This is a genomic window from Microvirga sp. CF3062, from assembly GCF_036314045.1.
Lineage (GTDB): Bacteria > Pseudomonadota > Alphaproteobacteria > Rhizobiales > Beijerinckiaceae > Microvirga.
In genome coordinates, this window is record NZ_JAYGGN010000007.1 from 19,466 (window position 1) to 33,901 (window position 14,436).

The 14,436-nt window shown below is 62.2% G+C and carries 19 protein-coding genes; 9 read left to right on the forward strand and 10 right to left on the reverse strand.

Annotated elements, in window-relative coordinates; all coding sequences use genetic code 11:
- Positions 1-224: 224 nt before the first annotated feature.
- From VB618_RS13650 to VB618_RS13660, 3 genes are read left to right on the forward strand one after another with little or no spacing between them, the layout of a single operon-like run.
- Complete coding sequence (locus VB618_RS13650) at positions 225-1,310, forward strand: ABC transporter substrate-binding protein (protein WP_329797445.1); 1,086 nt, start codon at positions 225-227, stop codon at positions 1,308-1,310.
- Between the two features lie 28 nt (positions 1,311-1,338).
- Positions 1,339-2,379, forward strand: coding sequence for a FecCD family ABC transporter permease (locus tag VB618_RS13655; RefSeq protein ID WP_442931789.1), 1,041 nt, complete (start codon positions 1,339-1,341; stop codon positions 2,377-2,379).
- Positions 2,373-3,143, forward strand: coding sequence for an ABC transporter ATP-binding protein (locus tag VB618_RS13660; protein ID WP_329797236.1), 771 nt, complete (start codon positions 2,373-2,375; stop codon positions 3,141-3,143). The genes VB618_RS13655 and VB618_RS13660 overlap by 7 nt, the downstream gene beginning before the upstream one ends.
- A 529-nt stretch (positions 3,144-3,672) precedes the next feature.
- Here VB618_RS13660 and VB618_RS13665 read toward each other — a convergent pair.
- On the reverse strand, positions 3,673-3,897 hold the full coding sequence (locus VB618_RS13665) for a hypothetical protein (protein ID WP_329797238.1): 225 nt from the start codon (positions 3,895-3,897) through the stop codon (positions 3,673-3,675).
- 239 nt (positions 3,898-4,136) lie between these two features.
- Between VB618_RS13665 and VB618_RS13670 the strand changes: the two genes are divergently transcribed.
- The gene (locus tag VB618_RS13670) at positions 4,137-4,403 is read left to right on the forward strand and encodes a DUF7696 family protein (protein ID WP_329797239.1); all 267 of its coding nucleotides are present in this window, start codon (positions 4,137-4,139) and stop codon (positions 4,401-4,403) included.
- 361 nt (positions 4,404-4,764) lie between these two features.
- On the opposite strand, the gene VB618_RS13675 is transcribed toward VB618_RS13670, so the two are convergent.
- Both VB618_RS13675 and VB618_RS13680 read right to left on the reverse strand, forming a co-directional pair.
- Positions 4,765-5,055 carry a hypothetical protein gene (locus VB618_RS13675; protein WP_329797240.1) on the reverse strand — a complete coding sequence of 97 codons (291 nt, stop codon included), beginning with the start codon at positions 5,053-5,055 and terminating at the stop codon, positions 4,765-4,767.
- A gap of 115 nt (positions 5,056-5,170) precedes the next feature.
- Complete coding sequence (locus tag VB618_RS13680; RefSeq protein WP_329797241.1) at positions 5,171-5,413, reverse strand: DUF3297 family protein; 243 nt, start codon at positions 5,411-5,413, stop codon at positions 5,171-5,173.
- A gap of 175 nt (positions 5,414-5,588) precedes the next feature.
- Between VB618_RS13680 and kynA the strand changes: the two genes are divergently transcribed.
- Together kynA and VB618_RS13690 are read left to right on the forward strand one after the other, a co-directional pair.
- The gene (gene kynA, locus VB618_RS13685) at positions 5,589-6,413 is read left to right on the forward strand and encodes a tryptophan 2,3-dioxygenase (protein WP_329797242.1); all 825 of its coding nucleotides are present in this window, start codon (positions 5,589-5,591) and stop codon (positions 6,411-6,413) included.
- Positions 6,414-6,429: 16 nt separating this feature from the next.
- Positions 6,430-7,623 carry an aminotransferase class V-fold PLP-dependent enzyme gene (locus VB618_RS13690; RefSeq protein ID WP_329797243.1) on the forward strand — a complete coding sequence of 398 codons (1,194 nt, stop codon included), beginning with the start codon at positions 6,430-6,432 and terminating at the stop codon, positions 7,621-7,623.
- A 3-nt stretch (positions 7,624-7,626) separates the two neighbouring features.
- Here the strand turns inward: VB618_RS13690 and VB618_RS13695 are convergent, their stop codons facing one another.
- The 4 genes from VB618_RS13695 to VB618_RS13710 form a co-directional block, all read right to left on the reverse strand.
- The gene (locus tag VB618_RS13695) at positions 7,627-8,607 is read right to left on the reverse strand and encodes an aldo/keto reductase (protein ID WP_329797244.1); all 981 of its coding nucleotides are present in this window, start codon (positions 8,605-8,607) and stop codon (positions 7,627-7,629) included.
- A 102-nt stretch (positions 8,608-8,709) separates the two neighbouring features.
- Positions 8,710-8,955: a hypothetical protein gene (locus tag VB618_RS13700; protein ID WP_329797245.1), complete on the reverse strand. Its 246-nt coding sequence runs from the start codon at positions 8,953-8,955 to the stop codon at positions 8,710-8,712.
- Between the two features lie 81 nt (positions 8,956-9,036).
- Positions 9,037-9,819 (reverse strand): ADYC domain-containing protein, encoded by a 783-nt coding sequence (locus VB618_RS13705; RefSeq protein WP_329797246.1) that lies wholly within the window; start codon positions 9,817-9,819, stop codon positions 9,037-9,039.
- A gap of 70 nt (positions 9,820-9,889) precedes the next feature.
- Positions 9,890-10,165, reverse strand: coding sequence for a hypothetical protein (locus tag VB618_RS13710; protein WP_329797247.1), 276 nt, complete (start codon positions 10,163-10,165; stop codon positions 9,890-9,892).
- Positions 10,166-10,408: 243 nt separating this feature from the next.
- On the opposite strand from VB618_RS13710, the gene VB618_RS13715 reads away from it, so the two are divergent.
- Positions 10,409-10,882 (forward strand): AAC(3)-I family aminoglycoside N-acetyltransferase, encoded by a 474-nt coding sequence (locus VB618_RS13715; protein WP_329797249.1) that lies wholly within the window; start codon positions 10,409-10,411, stop codon positions 10,880-10,882.
- 21 nt (positions 10,883-10,903) lie between these two features.
- Here the strand turns inward: VB618_RS13715 and VB618_RS13720 are convergent, their stop codons facing one another.
- On the reverse strand, positions 10,904-12,082 hold the full coding sequence (locus VB618_RS13720) for an NAD(P)/FAD-dependent oxidoreductase (RefSeq protein ID WP_329797251.1): 1,179 nt from the start codon (positions 12,080-12,082) through the stop codon (positions 10,904-10,906).
- Positions 12,083-12,392: 310 nt separating this feature from the next.
- Here VB618_RS13720 and VB618_RS13725 point away from each other — a divergent pair, with 310 nt between their 5' ends.
- Both VB618_RS13725 and VB618_RS13730 read left to right on the forward strand, forming a co-directional pair.
- Positions 12,393-12,866, forward strand: a complete 474-nt coding sequence (locus VB618_RS13725) for an aminoacyl-tRNA deacylase (protein WP_329797253.1) — start codon at positions 12,393-12,395, stop codon at positions 12,864-12,866.
- Between the two features lie 161 nt (positions 12,867-13,027).
- Positions 13,028-13,465, forward strand: coding sequence for a YqaA family protein (locus tag VB618_RS13730; RefSeq protein ID WP_329797255.1), 438 nt, complete (start codon positions 13,028-13,030; stop codon positions 13,463-13,465).
- On the opposite strand, the gene VB618_RS13735 is transcribed toward VB618_RS13730, so the two are convergent.
- Both VB618_RS13735 and VB618_RS13740 read right to left on the reverse strand, forming a co-directional pair.
- Positions 13,462-13,698, reverse strand: coding sequence for a hypothetical protein (locus VB618_RS13735; protein WP_329797257.1), 237 nt, complete (start codon positions 13,696-13,698; stop codon positions 13,462-13,464). The two genes, VB618_RS13730 and VB618_RS13735, sit on opposite strands and share 4 nt — an antisense overlap.
- 48 nt (positions 13,699-13,746) lie before the next feature.
- Positions 13,747-14,349 (reverse strand): cation diffusion facilitator family transporter, encoded by a 603-nt coding sequence (locus VB618_RS13740; RefSeq protein ID WP_329797259.1) that lies wholly within the window; start codon positions 14,347-14,349, stop codon positions 13,747-13,749.
- Positions 14,350-14,436 lie beyond the last annotated feature (87 nt).

Below are 14,436 nucleotides of genomic sequence, written 5' to 3' on the forward strand. Positions count from 1 at the left end.
AAGTGCAGAATCGAAAGACGTCAAACTGGAATTATTTTAAACTGTAGAATAGAACTATTTTAAAGAACCGTTTTACTGTTTTTAATTAAAGTAATTCTAAAAGATAATCCTTGCATTACTGTTTGATCGAACCTAGGAGGGGCGCGCTTTCTCAAATCGCTACGAGGCGCATGATGCAACTCTCCAAACTGGTATTCGGTGCCGCCCTGGCGCTCGTCGGGCTCATGCCCGCCTCCTCCCATGCCGCCGACAAGATCACCGTGACGGACATCACCGGCCGCAAGGTCGAGGTGAAGGCGCCCGTCGAGAAGGTGACCCTCGGTGAGGGCCGGCAGATGTACTTCGTCGCCACCCTCGACACGGACCAGCCGTTCAAGCGCGTCGTCGGCTGGCGCGACGACCTGCAGAAGGCGGACCTCGACGGCTACAAGGATTATCTCGCCAAGTATCCGCAGATCGAGAAGATCCCGACCTTCGGCGGCTTCAAGGAAGGCACCTTCGATGTGGAGCAGGCCGTCGCGCTCAAGCCCGACGTGATCCTCCTCAACATCGAGGCGAAGACCGCGACCGACGACGCCAAGCTCATCGAGAAGCTCGCCAAGATCGACATTCCGGTGGTGTTCGTCGACTTCCGCGAAAAGCCCTTCGAGAACACCGATGCCAGCATGCGCCTGATCGGCAAGCTGTTCGGCAAGGAAGCACGCGCTGAAGAGTTCATCGCTTTCCGTAAAGCACAGATCGATCTCGTGACCGAGCGCCTCGCCAAGGCCAACCCCGCAAAGCCCCTGGTGATGGTGGAGCGTGCCGGTGGCTATTCGGATGATTGCTGCATGTCCTTCGGCAACGAGAACTTCGGCAAGTTCGTCGAGGTGGCAGGCGGCCAGAACATGGCTGCCAAGATCATCCCCGGCACCTTCGGCGTCGTGAACCCCGAGCAGATCATTGCGGCCAATCCCGACCACGTCATCGTCACCGGCTCGAACTGGGAGCTCTATGTGCCCGGCGGCGCCTGGGTCGGCGTCGGCTCCGGGGCGGACAAGGCGAAGGCTCGCACCAAGCTCGCAGGCCTGATGAAGCGTCCAGCCTATACCGGCGTGAAGGCCGTGAAGGACAACAAGGTCCACGCGATCTGGCACCAGTTCTACAACAGCCCCTACCAGTTCATCGCCATCCAGGCGATGGCCAAGTGGCTGCATCCGGAACTGTTCAAGGATGTCGATCCCGATGCAACCATGAAGACGCTCTACGAGCGCTTCCTGCCCGTGCCCTACAAGACCGGTTACTGGGTCTCCCTCAGCGACAAGGAATAGGCTCTTGGCCCACTCCCCTGCCATTGCCATGCCTAAGGGACGCGGTGCCTACCGCGTCCTCGTGCAGCGCAAGAAGCTCGTGCTTCTTGCGCTTGCCGTCGTTCTCGTTCTCTCCGTCATCGCCGATCTGGGCTTAGGTCCCGCCCGCTATTCCATGCATGAGGTCGTGCTGGCGCTCACGGGTTCGCCGGAGGTCTCGCAGCAGCTCAGCGTCGTGATCTGGGACATCCGCATGCCGGTGGCGCTCATGGCTGTGGTGGTCGGCGCGGCGCTGTCCGCTGCCGGCGCGCAGATGCAGACCATCCTCAACAACCCGCTCGCCAGCCCCTTCACGCTCGGCATCTCGGCAGCCGCGAGCTTCGGCGCCTCCGTTGCCCTCGTGTTCGGCATCGGCTTCCTGCCCTGGGCCATCGACTACATCGTGTCGATCAATGCGCTGCTCATGGCGATGGCTGCGGCTTTGTTCATCCATTTCATGAGCCAGCAGCGCGGTGTCACTGTTGAGACCATCGTGCTCCTCGGCATCACGCTCGTTTTCACGTTCAATGCGCTTCTCGCTTTGGTGCAGTATCTCGCCTCGGAGCAGGCGCTGTCGGCCGTCGTGTTCTGGACCATGGGCAGTCTCACCCGGGCCACATGGCCGAAGCTTGCCATCACCACGGCAGTCGTTGCGATTGCGCTCCCCCTCTTCATGCGCCGTGCCTGGGCGCTGACCGCCCTGCGGCTCGGTGACGACAAGGCGGCGAGCTTCGGCGTCAATGTGCGCTGGGTCAGGCTCGAGACCATGATGGTCATCAGCCTGCTCGCTGCCGTGCCCGTTGCGTTCGTGGGCACCATCGGGTTCATCGGACTCGTTGGCCCGCACATCGCCCGCATGCTGGTGGGCGAGGACCAGCGCTACTTCCTGCCGGCCTCGGTGCTGTCGGGCGCGGCGATCCTCTCGCTGACATCGGTCATCAGCAAGTCCATCGTGCCCGGCACCATCTTTCCCATCGGCATCATCACGGCGCTGGTGGGCGTGCCGTTCCTCTTCAGCCTGATTATGTCCACCCGGAGGCGCGCATGGTAGCGACCCTGCAACTTGACCAAGTCGGCGTCCTCTACGGCAAGCAGGAAGTGCTCTCCGGCGTGACAACGCCGGTGCTGAAGGGCGGCGAGGTGACGGCGGTGATCGGCCCGAATGCCGCCGGCAAGTCGAGCCTGTTCCGGCGCATCGCCGGTCTGCTCGACGGGCCGGGCAGCATCCGCATCGACGACGTCGCCTTGAGGCCCGGCCCGAGCCCTGTCTGCTACATGCCGCAGGATACCTCGGTGAATACGGTGCTGACGGTCTACGAATCCGTGCTGCTCGCCCGCAAGCAGGGAGCGCCGCGTAAAGTCAGCGACGAGGACCTCCAGGAGGTCGACCGTGTGCTCTTCAGCCTGCGGATCGAATCGATTGCCTTCAAGGGCCTGAACGAGCTCAGCGGCGGGCAGCGGCAGCTGGTGTCGCTCGCTCAGGTTCTGGTGCGCGAACCGAAGATCCTCCTGCTCGACGAGCCGACGAGCGCCCTCGACCTGCACCGGCAGGTGGAGGTGCTGGCGCTCATCCGCTCGCTCGCGCGGGAACGGGGGATCTGCGTGGTGCTCGCCATTCACGATCTCAACCAGGTGCTGCGCGTCGCCGACCGGGTCATGGTGATCGACGCCGGCACTATGGTGACCTGCGGTCCGGTGGAGACGGTGATCACCCCCACCCTCCTGCAGAACATCTATCGGGTGGATGGCCGGATTGAGCGCTGCTCGCGCCTGTGCCCGCACGTGATCATCGATGGGCCGCTCGAACCTGCGTGAGGGTAGCCTCGTCCATCAACAAGACAGGTGGGAACTGGATAGCCTCGCACCAGCCCGCATGACTATAACGGGACCCTCTCGAATCCTGGAATCCCGTGCATGAGCCTTGGACAGCCTGAACGTCGATTGGACGAGCGATTTGCCACTGTTTTGGCAGGGTGGATCGCGGGTCCAAACTGTCGGGCACCCATAGAATGCTCCGTGTGGGATCTGTCGAAATCCGGCGTGCGCCTGGTGATTTCCGGTGCCGCAGACGTCCCATTGGAATTCGAGCTTCAGATCCCCGATGCCGGCGCAACAGCCATGGCGCGGCTGGTGTGGACGGACGGAACCCATTACGGGGCGAAATTTACAAGCTAGAAGGGGACTTCGCTCGACGCTCTCTCACCCCTTCATGCCATGCTGTCCCGCAAGGCCTACTCCCGCGGCACCAAAGCCGTCTCCGAACTCACCGGCCAGTCCGTCAGCACCTGACGCGAGGAATGGCGGGTTCCGCACCTCCCGTTAGCAGAACCATGCGGCTTTCGTTCTAATCTAACAGTCGCCCTTCAGGAGCTGACACACGGGTGATTTCATCCCGGACGACCCGAGCTATTTTCACCCCGATCCCAGGCAATTGTTCGAGCTGATGCGCAATCGCCTTAAGCTGGTCAATGGTTGTGATGCCTTCGTCCTTCAAGCTGTTCCAAGCGGTGAGAGGGAGACGAAGACCTTCAATGGGGCCTCCCCAACGCTCGTTGAAATGATTTGGCATGTGTTTCCCTCTAGGTTGACCTGGCCGCCCTAGCCTGGGAGTGGAACTCAAAAGCCTTGGCCGAGCCGCGCCAATTACATTAACTTATGTTAATTTTAAGATGCTGTGCGGGAAAGCACTCAGGCTTCCTGGCCTTGGAGCGGGTGTCAAACAGGGCGTTTCATCAAGCATCCTGGCTGATGGCCGCCTCCTCCCAAACGGTAACACGATCTTCACGCGGACATGGGATACCCATCGCCATGACCTACTCCCGTGACACCAAAGCCATCTCCGAACTCACCGGCCAGTCCGTCAGCACCTGGTCCGAGGAATGGCGGATCGAGACCGAGGCTCGCGCCCTCCTGAAGATGTCCAAGGAGCAAAGGGACGCGTTCTTCAACGGCCGAAAGGACGCGGATGGGAGAACTGTCGACCGCGGAGTGATCGGCATCCGAGGACTAGAGGCCGCCGAGGAGATCAAAGCGACTATGGAACGGCTGCAGGCATTCCGCAGCGGATCCAAGTAACGGACCCTATTCCTAGCAATAAAAAGAAAAAGGGTCGCGCCCAGTCCTAATTTTTGACTGTGTTCGCGACCCTTGTGACCGTATTTGCCCCTACGGTTAACCCGGAATAAACCATCATCTATGGCCGAGCAAGGCAAATAGTTCTTAAATAAACGATCATTTGCGTCATAATATCACACCAGTTCTCTTGACATGCTCATTTGACACTAGGATTCGTCACACTTTCGCCAGATTACCCTACGAATAGAGAGGTTCACGACCCTCATTTTGCCCCTACGGGTCGGACCTTGAAGCGCCCCTCGAAGAGCGGGCGCTTCCTTTTTGTGGCCTGCCTTTGATTCGCGGCCTCAGCAGAAATCCATTACGACGCGCCCTGCGGGGCGAAGAAGCAGATGATGGCCTTGGTCGTCACCTCCTCGCAGAGGTGGAACTTGGCGTCCGGCGACATTTTGGAATGCTCGTGGCCGATCAGGCGTCCGTCCCATAGCCGCCAGCCCTCGGCGGTTTCCGTTACCGTCTCGCCCTGGGCCTCAATGAGTTCGCGGCAATCGTGCTCGTCGCAGCACCAGGCCGGGTACCAGTCATGGGCGAAGGCCGTCCCGGCGAGCAGGAAAGCCATTGCAATAAGAGCGAAAGCCTTCAACGAGGCCATTCAGGGCAAGCCTTTCCCGAGGATGCGCCTCGATTGACGAGCTTGCACCTGATCTTGGGGCGCACCCTGCGGCACGTCCAGCCCTGCCCCAACGGCCGGCTTTCCGCAGGCGTGCTTAAGCCTCGGTCTTGAGGTAGGGCTCGACCTTGCCCTTGAGCTTGATGGTCATCGCGTTGCCGAACCGGTCCTTGGCATTCCCGGCGGTGACCCGGACCCAGCCCTCGCTGACGCAATACTCGTCCACATTGGTCTTCTCGACCCCGTTGAAGCGGATGCCGATCCCCTTCGCCAGCAGTTCCTCGTCATAGAAGGGGCTGTCGGGATTCGAAGCCAGGCGGTCAGGAAGCGTATCGGTCATGCGAGGGTCTCTCCGTAGGGATCGTTCAGGGGCGGCAACCTATCGCCTCAGAGGCCGAAAGCCAATTCCGGCCTGTCCGACGTGACAACCCCGCCGCAATGTCCTACTTTCGTTGTACGCCCAACGGCAGGACGACAATCCGCACCCAAGCGGAAGCGATCAGGGAGAGACAGATTTGTCGGCAGCGACAGACGGGATCCACACCGATTTTTCCGAAGGCATGAGCTATGGAGACTATCTCCGGCTCGACACCCTCCTCTCCGCCCAGTCTCCCCTGACATCCGAACACGACGAGCTTCTCTTCATCACCATCCATCAGGTGATGGAGCTGTGGCTCAAGCTCCTGAACCGGGAGCTCGACACGGCGCTTGCCCATATCCGGGCTGACGAGCTCCAGCCCGCCTTCAAATGCACGGCCCGCATCAACCGGATCCAGGAGCAGCTGATCCAGGCCTGGACCGTGCTCTCCACCATGACGCCGTCGGACTATCTCAGCTTCCGGCCGGCGCTCGGCAAATCCTCCGGCTTCCAGTCCTGGCAGTACCGGCTCGTCGAATTCAAGCTTGGGGCCAAGGACGCGGCGAAGATGGCGCCGCACCGGCACCGGAGCGATCTCGCGGAGCAGTTGGAGGCGGCCTACCAGGCGCCTGGCCTCTACGACGAAGCCTTACGCCTGCTGGCCCGCCGCGGCTATGCCGTTCCCCAGGAGGTTCTCGACCGGGATGTGACGCAAGCTTACACGGCGCATCCTGGCGTCGAGGCGATCTGGGAGGAGATCTATCGCCATTCGGGCGAGCACTTCGATCTCTACGAACTCGCCGAGGAGCTGGTCGATCTCGAGGATGCGTTCCAGCAATGGCGATTCCGGCATATGAAGACGGTGGAGCGCATCATCGGCATGCGCAGCGGCACTGGCGGCAGCAGCGGCGTCAGCTACCTGCGCAAGGCGCTGGAAAAATACTTCTTCCCTGAACTCTGGTCCGTGCGCGGCAAGCTTTAATCAGGTTAAGAGCATCATGCTTGATCTTCGTTCCCAGTTCTCCCGCTTCCTCAACACAGAGCCGGACCGCCTGCATTTCGCAGCCCACAGCCACCACCCCTGGCCGGACGTGACACGCGAGGCGCAATTGCAGGCCTGGGACGATGCTGCCCGCCTGATGGACGACAAGTGGGAGCACATCTTAGGGCCGGTGCTCGACGAGTTTCGCGACCATGTGGCCGAGCATCTCAACCTGCCGGACCCTTCCACTATCGCGGTGGCGCCGAACACGCACGAATTCCTGAAGCGCATCCTCTCCTGTTTTCCCGCCGACCGCCCGGTGCGCATTCTCACCTCCGACGGCGAGTTCCATTCCTTCACGCGCCAGATCGCGCGATTGGAAGAGGAGCGGCTCGTGGACGTGACACGCGTGCCGGCCGAGCCCTTCGCGAGTTTCGAGGATCGCTTCCACGCCGCCGCGAAGGCCGGCTACGATCTCGTCTTCGTCAGCCAGGTGTTCTTCAATTCCGGCTTCGCGCTGGATGGGCGTCACCTTGCAGAATGCGACCGCGACGGCGCGATGATCGTGATCGACGGCTATCACGGCTTCATGGCGCGGCCGACGGATCTCGGCAGCATCGCAGATCGCGTGTTCTACATTGCCGGCGGCTACAAATATGCCATGGCGGGCGAAGGCGCATGCTTCATGCATTGCCCGCCCGGCTGGGGCATTCGCCCGCGCGACACCGGCTGGTACGCCGCCTTCGGCAATCTCACGAACGCGCAGAGCGGACAGGTCGGCTACAGCGAGGATGGCTGGCGCTTCATGGGCTCAACCTTCGATCCATCCGGCCTCTACCGCTTCAACGCGGTCATGCGCTGGCTCGCGGACGAGGGCATCACCCCCGGCATTATCCACGCGCATGCGAAGGCGCTGCAGCAACACTTCCTGCGGCGCATCTCCGGTTCCGCATTGTTCGCGAACGCCTCGCCCGTGGTGCCGGCGGACGAGACGCGGCGCGGCAATTTCCTCACGTTTCAGACACCCGCGGCGCAGGCCATTCACAGCGACCTGAAGGCGCTGCGCGTGGTGACCGACGTGCGCGGCCAGCGCCTGCGCCTCGGTTTCGGAATCTACCAGACCGAGGAAGAGGTGGACGACCTCGTCCGCCGCATCGACGAAGCGGGAGCGCTTGAATCCCTGTCCGTCAACACCTCATCGGCGGCCTAAGGATCAGAGCCCGACCATCTTCATGGCCGGCTCCGGATAGCGCGTTCCGGCGGCCGCGCCCGGCGGAATGATGCGGTCGATGCGGGCAAGATCGTCTCGCGTGAGCCTCACGTCGAGCGCGCCCACATTCTCCTCCAGATAGCGTCGGCGCTTGGTGCCGGGGATCGGCACGATGTCATTGCCCTGCGCCAGCACCCAGGCGAGCGCGAGCTGCGAAGGCGCGCAGCCCTTCTCGCGCGCCATGGTGTCGATCTCGCGCACGAGGTCGAGGTTCTTCTGAAAATTCTGGCCCTGAAAGCGCGGCGAGTTGCGGCGGAAATCGTCTTCGGCCAGATCGTCGACGCTCTTGATCTGCCCGGTGAGAAAACCGCGACCCAAAGGCGAATATGGCACGAAGCCGATGCCGAGCTCGCGCACGGTGGAAAGAAGCTCATCCTCCGGATCGCGACTCCAGAGAGAATACTCCGTTTGCAAGGCGGTGATGGGATGAACCGCGTGGGCGCGGCGGATCGTCTGTAGCCCTGCTTCCGAGAGGCCGAGATAGCGCACCTTGCCCTCGCGCACCAGATCGGCCACCGCGCCCACTGTATCCTCGATCGGCGTGTCGGGATCGACCCGGTGCTGGTAGTAGAGATCGATGTGATCGAGCTTCAGCCGCTTCAGGCTCGCCTCGCAGGCCTGGCGCACGTAATCGGGCTTGCCGCTGATGCCCAGGCGCTCCCCATTGGGGCCGCGCACGTTGCCGAACTTGGTGGCGAGGACGACCTTGTCGCGCCGATCCGCGATGGCGCGGCCCACCAGTTCCTCGTTGCGGCCCACGCCGTACATGTCGGCGGTATCGAGGAAGGTGACGCCGAGCTCGATGGCGCGATGGATAGTGGCAATCGATTCAGCCTCGTCGCCGCTGCCGTAGAACTCCGACATGCCCATGCAGCCGAGGCCGAGGGCGGACACCTGCAACTGACCGAGCTGACGCTGCTGCATGGGAGATCTCCGGTTTTGAACGTGAGGATGTCGCCGTGGCGATGACGGCAGGAGAAGTCTGAACTGGCCCTACCCGGCTCAGTTTCAAGTCCAGGACAAAGCTCAGACGGCCGCTTCCGCCAGCATCAGGATGATGCCGAGTGCGACGAGCGCGATGCTGGGCCAGTGGTGCTTCGGATGGAATGCGCGCACCCGCCCCTGCGGCTCGAGCGTGGCGCTTGAGCCCGTGGGACCCATCCGGTGCGCATCGCTCAGACGCCCCTTCCAGAGCATCTGGCCTGCCGCCAGCACGATCCCTGCTATGATGAGCAGCGCACCGACCCAGATGAGGACCATGCCTGACTGCATGAGACTCTCCCCGATGTGAGAACCCGATGCAGATCAGCATATCATGGCTGTGTCGAAAGGCCCAGGAAGGGAGGTATTCTGTCAGCGAAGGGTAAGAGCCGAACGGTTGAAGAGAAGTGCATTCGGATGGTTGCGCATCGCCTCTTCCGTACAAGCCTCGGATCCCAAACGGCCGCTGAGGGCTGGATAGCGTTGCGCCAGCTCGTCGAGGCTCACATTCTCGGCAATGCGCGGATGGGCCACGCAGAGGGCTCCGTCCTTGCTCCAGGCGGCCTCGAATGGCAGGGGATCAACACTCTCCGGCGTCTGGATGCCGAAGCGGTCGTAGACATCGACGAGCGTGCCGTCGCGCGTTGCAGGATGATCATCGCCACCGTAATCGGCGCGCATCATGTGAACGCAGGCGGCATGCAGATCCTGCATCGGCACGTCCGCTCGGGCATCCCAGGGACGGTAGCCCATAAGGATGCACTTTCCCTCGGCGCCGCTGGTGCAGGTGAGGTCGACGCCTGCCCCATTTTGAAGCGGCAGGCCCAGCTGCCGGCCGCGTGTATCGGGCATGCATGCATTCCAGAATGTCCGCCCGACAGGATCCTCGACCAGAAACCGGTAGAGCACGACCGGGCCGCCGGGCACCTCGTCTTCCGTCTCGACGGCATCGATCAGGACCTGAATTCTCCGCTCGCCGCTTTGCATGACGATGCGGGCTCCAGCCAAAGCATCCCGCTCCAGCACCCGTCCCTCGTCGAGATGAAGCCTGAACTCACCCCTGTCCGCCTCCAGGCGGCCATTCAGAGCCTGCCCTGCACCGGACGTGGCCAGGATCAGAATGGCGCTGAAGGCAATCGGCAAAGGCGCGTGCATGACATATCACTCACTGACGGGTGCCAGGCGAACCCTCGCAGGGAAGACACGAGGGTTCTCTGGTTCGGGCTTAGTTGAGCGTCACGCGAGCACCATCCTTCAGGATGATGCTCATGGCTTGCACGTCCTGGCCGGCAACGGCGCCCTCACGGGCAGCACCATTGAGATTCCGGCCATTCAGGCCACGGCCGTTGAGCAGGATGCCGTTCAGATTACGGCCATTCTCGGACACGCCATTGAGATTGCGGCCGTTGAACGACAGGCCGGGCCTGCCAGCATTGGCCTCCGAAGCGACAACGAGACCAGCCGCCAAGGCGGCAGTGAGGATGGATAGAGACTTGATCATTGTGTTCACCTAAAGCCCCTCTGATTGAATATGACCTTGTCAGATCTTGTTTTGAAACTTTATATCGATAGCGGGCATGCGAAGCTCAATGAACCTTGGGTTGAAAACCTTCCTAACTGGGCGATGCTGTGTCCTAGCGCACATGAATGAGATTGGGGCCGCAGTGGCCTAGCCCCTCTCTTCCAAGCCGAACGTCTGCTTCGGGAGGCTTAACCAGAGGCGCAACCGTGCTATCCTCGGGCCATGCTCTCGCCATCCGTCACACTCCGCCGTCTCGGGCCAACGGACGTTCCGGTGCTTCGCCGGCTGAACGCCTTGTTCGGGGAGGCCTTCGCGGACCCGGAGACCTATACGGGTGACCAGCCTGCCGATGCCTACCTGGAAGGGCTGCTCGCGAAGGAGCACATCTTCGCCGTGGTGGCGCTGGCTGGAGAAGAAGTCCTGGGCGGGCTCGTGGCCTATGAGCTCGACAAGTTCGAGCGGGCGCGGCGCGAGGTGTATATCTATGATCTCGCCGTCAGCGCGGCACATCGGCGGCAGGGTATCGCGACCGCTCTCATCGAGCACCTGCGCGGGATTGCCGCCGAGCGTGGAGCCTGGGTGATCTATGTGCAGGCGGATTACGGCGACGACCCGGCCATCGCACTCTACGAGAAACTCGGGACTCGTGAGGACGTGCTGCACTTCGACATCGCGACGGCACCTGCATCCCGCTGACCGGCGTGGCGCTTACGACCGTCAGGCTGCCTGCCCGGCGCACCAACCCGAGGACCAGGCCCACTGGAAATTGTAGCCGCCGAGCCAGCCGGTCACGTCCACCACCTCGCCGATGAAGTAGAGGCCCGGCACCGCCTTGGCCTCCATGGTGCGGGAATCGAGCTCGCGGGTGTCGACGCCACCGAGCGTCACCTCGGCGGTGCGGTAGCCCTCCGAGCCCGTCGGCTTGAAGCGCCAGCGGTTCACGGCCTCTTCGACGGCCCGAAGCCGCTTGTCGGAATAATCCGCGAGGTTGGCAGGCCCCTTCTCGGTCTCCGCGATGAGCTGCGCTAGACGCTTCGGCAGGAACACCGAGAGGGAGGTCTGCAGGGCCTGCCGGCCGTTCTGCGCACGCGCCGCCCGCAGTTCCTCGAACAGGTTCACGCCCGGCAGCATGGACAGGGTGATCTCGTCGCCCTCGCGCCAATAGGAGGAAATCTGCAGGATGGAAGGGCCGCTCAATCCACGATGGGTGAAGAGCAGCGCCTCGGCGAATTGAGTCTTGCCGCAGCCTGCCACCGCATCGACGGCAACGCCTGCGAGAGGCGCGAGCCGCTCCAGCAGGGTTGGCTCCAAGGTGAGCGGCACAAGGGCCGGCCGCGTTTCGACGATCTTCAAGCCGAACTGCTGCGCGAGATCGTAGCCGAAGCCTGTGGCGCCCATCTTCGGGATGGACTTTCCGCCGCTCGCCACCACGAGCGAGCGGCATTGCACCGCGCCTTGCGAGAGCTTGAGCGAGAGCCCTTCGGACGTCTTCTCGACGGAGTGGACAGAGGTGGAGAGCCGAAGCTCCACATCGACTTGGCGCATCTCGTTCAGCAGCAAATCGATGATCTGCTTCGACGAGCCGTCGCAGAACAGCTGTCCTAGGGTCTTCTCATGATAGGCGATGCCATAGCGCTCCACGAGGGCGATGAAGTCGCGTTGTGTATAGCGGCGCAAGGCCGAAATGGCGAAGCTCGGGTTCTGCGAGATGAAGTTGGCAGGCGAGGCGTTGAGATTGGTGAAGTTGCAGCGCCCGCCGCCGGAGATGCGGATCTTTTCGCCGGGCTTGGCCGCATGGTCGATGACCAGCACGGATCGCCCGCGCTTGCCGGCCTCGACCGCGCACATCATCCCGGCAGCGCCCGCGCCGATCACCACAACGTCGAACTGGTCCAAGAGATTACCCTGCGGAAAATGCGTCCATGCTTCAAGGAAGCGGATGAAAGAGGCTCAGCCTGGGCAAAGCGCGCGACCTGCTCGTACTGAACCTCGTCCGAAGGTGCAAGCCTCAGGCCCCCGGATGAGCGCTGCACCTAAGCTTGGCTATGGGCACATTCTTTCCGGATGCAGCCACTCATCAATTGATGCCGCCCCACCAGGGGTGTACCATCTGCAGATTACTTGCAGCTGCGCATCCCGTAGAGACGGTGTGTCAGTAAAGCCGCCCTCCTGATACGCGAGCATTCTCGTCTCATAGGAGGCTGTCATGACAATCGCCCCGACCCTTCAAAACTACATGGTCGATAAGGGCATTCAATTCGACCTGATCCCGCATGAGCCAGCCATGACATCGCTGGGCACGGCCCATGCCGGTCACATCCCCGGCGGCAGCATGGCAAAGGGCGTCATGCTGAGCAATGGTCAGCATTACATGCTCGCCGTCATGCCGGCGTCTCATCACCTGCGCCTGTCCGACCTGAAGGCGGAACTGGGCCAGGAGTTGCGCCTCGCGTCGGAGGACGAGATCGTGGAGGTGTTCCGCGATTGCGATCGTGGCGCCATCCCGCCCGTCGGCTCCTGCTATGGGCTCAATGTCATCATCGAGAATGACATGGACCGGCAGCGAGACATCTATTTCGAAGGCGGGGATCACGCCACCCTGGTGCATGTGAAGGGGGAAGAATTCGCGCGCCTCAATCCCCAGGCGCAGCATGGATCGTTCAGTGAACCCATGTACTGATTACGCATCGTGACGACTGCTGAGGAAGCGATCTGAGGCACAGTGCCGACCTGCTTTGCGCAGGGCAGTTCGGCATGAGAGCGGAACTGTGGTAGGGCTCACCTCATTCAGGCTTGGAGCCTTGCCTGAATCTTTCCTGTCCTATGTGATCACCCCGCCTCATGCCGCATCTTGCCGAATACGGCGCCCTGTTCGCCGCCGCCTTCCTGTCGGCTACGATCTTCCCGTTCCAGTCGGAAGCCGTGCTGTTCGCGATGCTTGTGGCCGAGCACTATACCTGGTGGGCGCTCATTCTCGTGGCAAGCGTGGGCAACATTCTCGGTTCGGTCGTGAACTGGTTCTTGGGTCGCTTCTTCGCCGATTTCGAGGATCGGCCCTGGTTTCCGGTGAAGCGTCAACAGATGGCCAAGGCCGAAGCCTGGTACCACCGCTATGGGCGCTGGACCCTGCTGCTGAGCTGGGTACCGGTCATCGGCGATCCGCTCACCATTGTCGCTGGGCTTCTGCGCGAGCCCTTGCGGGTCTTTATCCCGCTCGTGGCACTGGCCAAAACCGGACGCTATCTCGCCGTGGGAGCCTTGAGTCTGGGGTGGGTTTAAGGCCCCTGCAGGCTCGACCAGATCTCCTCCAAGTGTCGCGGGCTGAGCACTGCGCCGGAAGCGGCGCGGATCACGGCTTCCATGCCGGCCGGGGCCTCGTTGTTCATGGCCCAATGCACGGCCTCCCGCAGCGTTTTGAACTCTCGCACATCGCTGGGGTGGCCCTGGCCAGCCGTGCCGATGGGCTCGTATTGGAGATGGGCCGGTGCATCCAGTTCGTCTTTGGTCAGCATGGCGCGGTCCTGTCTTTGTGAGGATGGCTTAAGGCAGGACAACGCAGCTCAAGCTTCAGGCGTTTCAGCCCGATGTTCCTCACGGGCTTCTTCCCAGACCTCCCAGGCCGCATCGGCATTGATGGCCGCAATGCCGAGGCCGACGATCAGGTCAGGCCAGGCAGAGAGCGTAGCCGCCGTTATGACGCCTGCGGCCACGATCGCCACATTGGCGAAGGCATCGTTGCGGGCGGACAGGAACGCCGCCTTCGTGAGGCTGCCGCTATGATGGCGATACCGGACGAGTAGGAGCGCGCAGGCGAGATTGACCGCGAGAGCCCCTGCCCCGGCGAGCGAAAGCGGCAAGGGCTCCGGCGGAACTGGCGCCCAGAATTTCTCCCAGGCCATCCAGAGAGTGGCAAACCCCGGCACGAGGATGATGCCGGCGAGCAGCATTCCCACGCGTGCCCTCATCCTCAGCGTAAAGCCTAACGCCAGGAGGATAAGGAGGTTGATGGAGGCATCCTCCAGAAAGTCGATGCTGTCGGCAAAGAGCGACACCGACCCGATGACGAGCGCCACCGAGAACTCAATGCCGAAATAGCCGAGGTTGAGGGCCGCCACGATGGCAACCACCCGACGTAGGGACTGATTGAAGGCCGTCTGATCCATTCCATCTCCCTCAAGCCGAGCCTTATCAAGGACAGCCACCCCTTTCCACCAAGCGCTGCCTTCAGCAATTCCATTGCGGCAATGCAG

Excerpts from the sequence above, each read along its gene's own strand:
- VB618_RS13650 (WP_329797445.1), top strand. The coding sequence starts at position 225 with ATGCCCGCCTCCTCCCATGCCGCCGACAAGATCACCGTGACGGACATC.
- VB618_RS13655 (WP_442931789.1), top strand. The coding sequence starts at position 1,339 with ATGCCTAAGGGACGCGGTGCCTACCGCGTCCTCGTGCAGCGCAAGAAG.
- VB618_RS13660 (WP_329797236.1), top strand. The coding sequence starts at position 2,373 with ATGGTAGCGACCCTGCAACTTGACCAAGTCGGCGTCCTCTACGGCAAG.
- VB618_RS13665 (WP_329797238.1), bottom strand. The coding sequence starts at position 3,897 with ATGCCAAATCATTTCAACGAGCGTTGGGGAGGCCCCATTGAAGGTCTT.
- VB618_RS13670 (WP_329797239.1), top strand. The coding sequence starts at position 4,137 with ATGACCTACTCCCGTGACACCAAAGCCATCTCCGAACTCACCGGCCAG.
- VB618_RS13675 (WP_329797240.1), bottom strand. The coding sequence starts at position 5,055 with ATGGCCTCGTTGAAGGCTTTCGCTCTTATTGCAATGGCTTTCCTGCTC.
- VB618_RS13680 (WP_329797241.1), bottom strand. The coding sequence starts at position 5,413 with ATGACCGATACGCTTCCTGACCGCCTGGCTTCGAATCCCGACAGCCCC.
- VB618_RS13690 (WP_329797243.1), top strand. The coding sequence starts at position 6,430 with ATGCTTGATCTTCGTTCCCAGTTCTCCCGCTTCCTCAACACAGAGCCG.
- VB618_RS13695 (WP_329797244.1), bottom strand. The coding sequence starts at position 8,607 with ATGCAGCAGCGTCAGCTCGGTCAGTTGCAGGTGTCCGCCCTCGGCCTC.
- VB618_RS13700 (WP_329797245.1), bottom strand. The coding sequence starts at position 8,955 with ATGCAGTCAGGCATGGTCCTCATCTGGGTCGGTGCGCTGCTCATCATA.
- VB618_RS13705 (WP_329797246.1), bottom strand. The coding sequence starts at position 9,819 with ATGCACGCGCCTTTGCCGATTGCCTTCAGCGCCATTCTGATCCTGGCC.
- VB618_RS13710 (WP_329797247.1), bottom strand. The coding sequence starts at position 10,165 with ATGATCAAGTCTCTATCCATCCTCACTGCCGCCTTGGCGGCTGGTCTC.
- VB618_RS13715 (WP_329797249.1), top strand. The coding sequence starts at position 10,409 with ATGCTCTCGCCATCCGTCACACTCCGCCGTCTCGGGCCAACGGACGTT.
- VB618_RS13725 (WP_329797253.1), top strand. The coding sequence starts at position 12,393 with ATGACAATCGCCCCGACCCTTCAAAACTACATGGTCGATAAGGGCATT.
- VB618_RS13730 (WP_329797255.1), top strand. The coding sequence starts at position 13,028 with ATGCCGCATCTTGCCGAATACGGCGCCCTGTTCGCCGCCGCCTTCCTG.
- VB618_RS13735 (WP_329797257.1), bottom strand. The coding sequence starts at position 13,698 with ATGCTGACCAAAGACGAACTGGATGCACCGGCCCATCTCCAATACGAG.
- VB618_RS13740 (WP_329797259.1), bottom strand. The coding sequence starts at position 14,349 with ATGGATCAGACGGCCTTCAATCAGTCCCTACGTCGGGTGGTTGCCATC.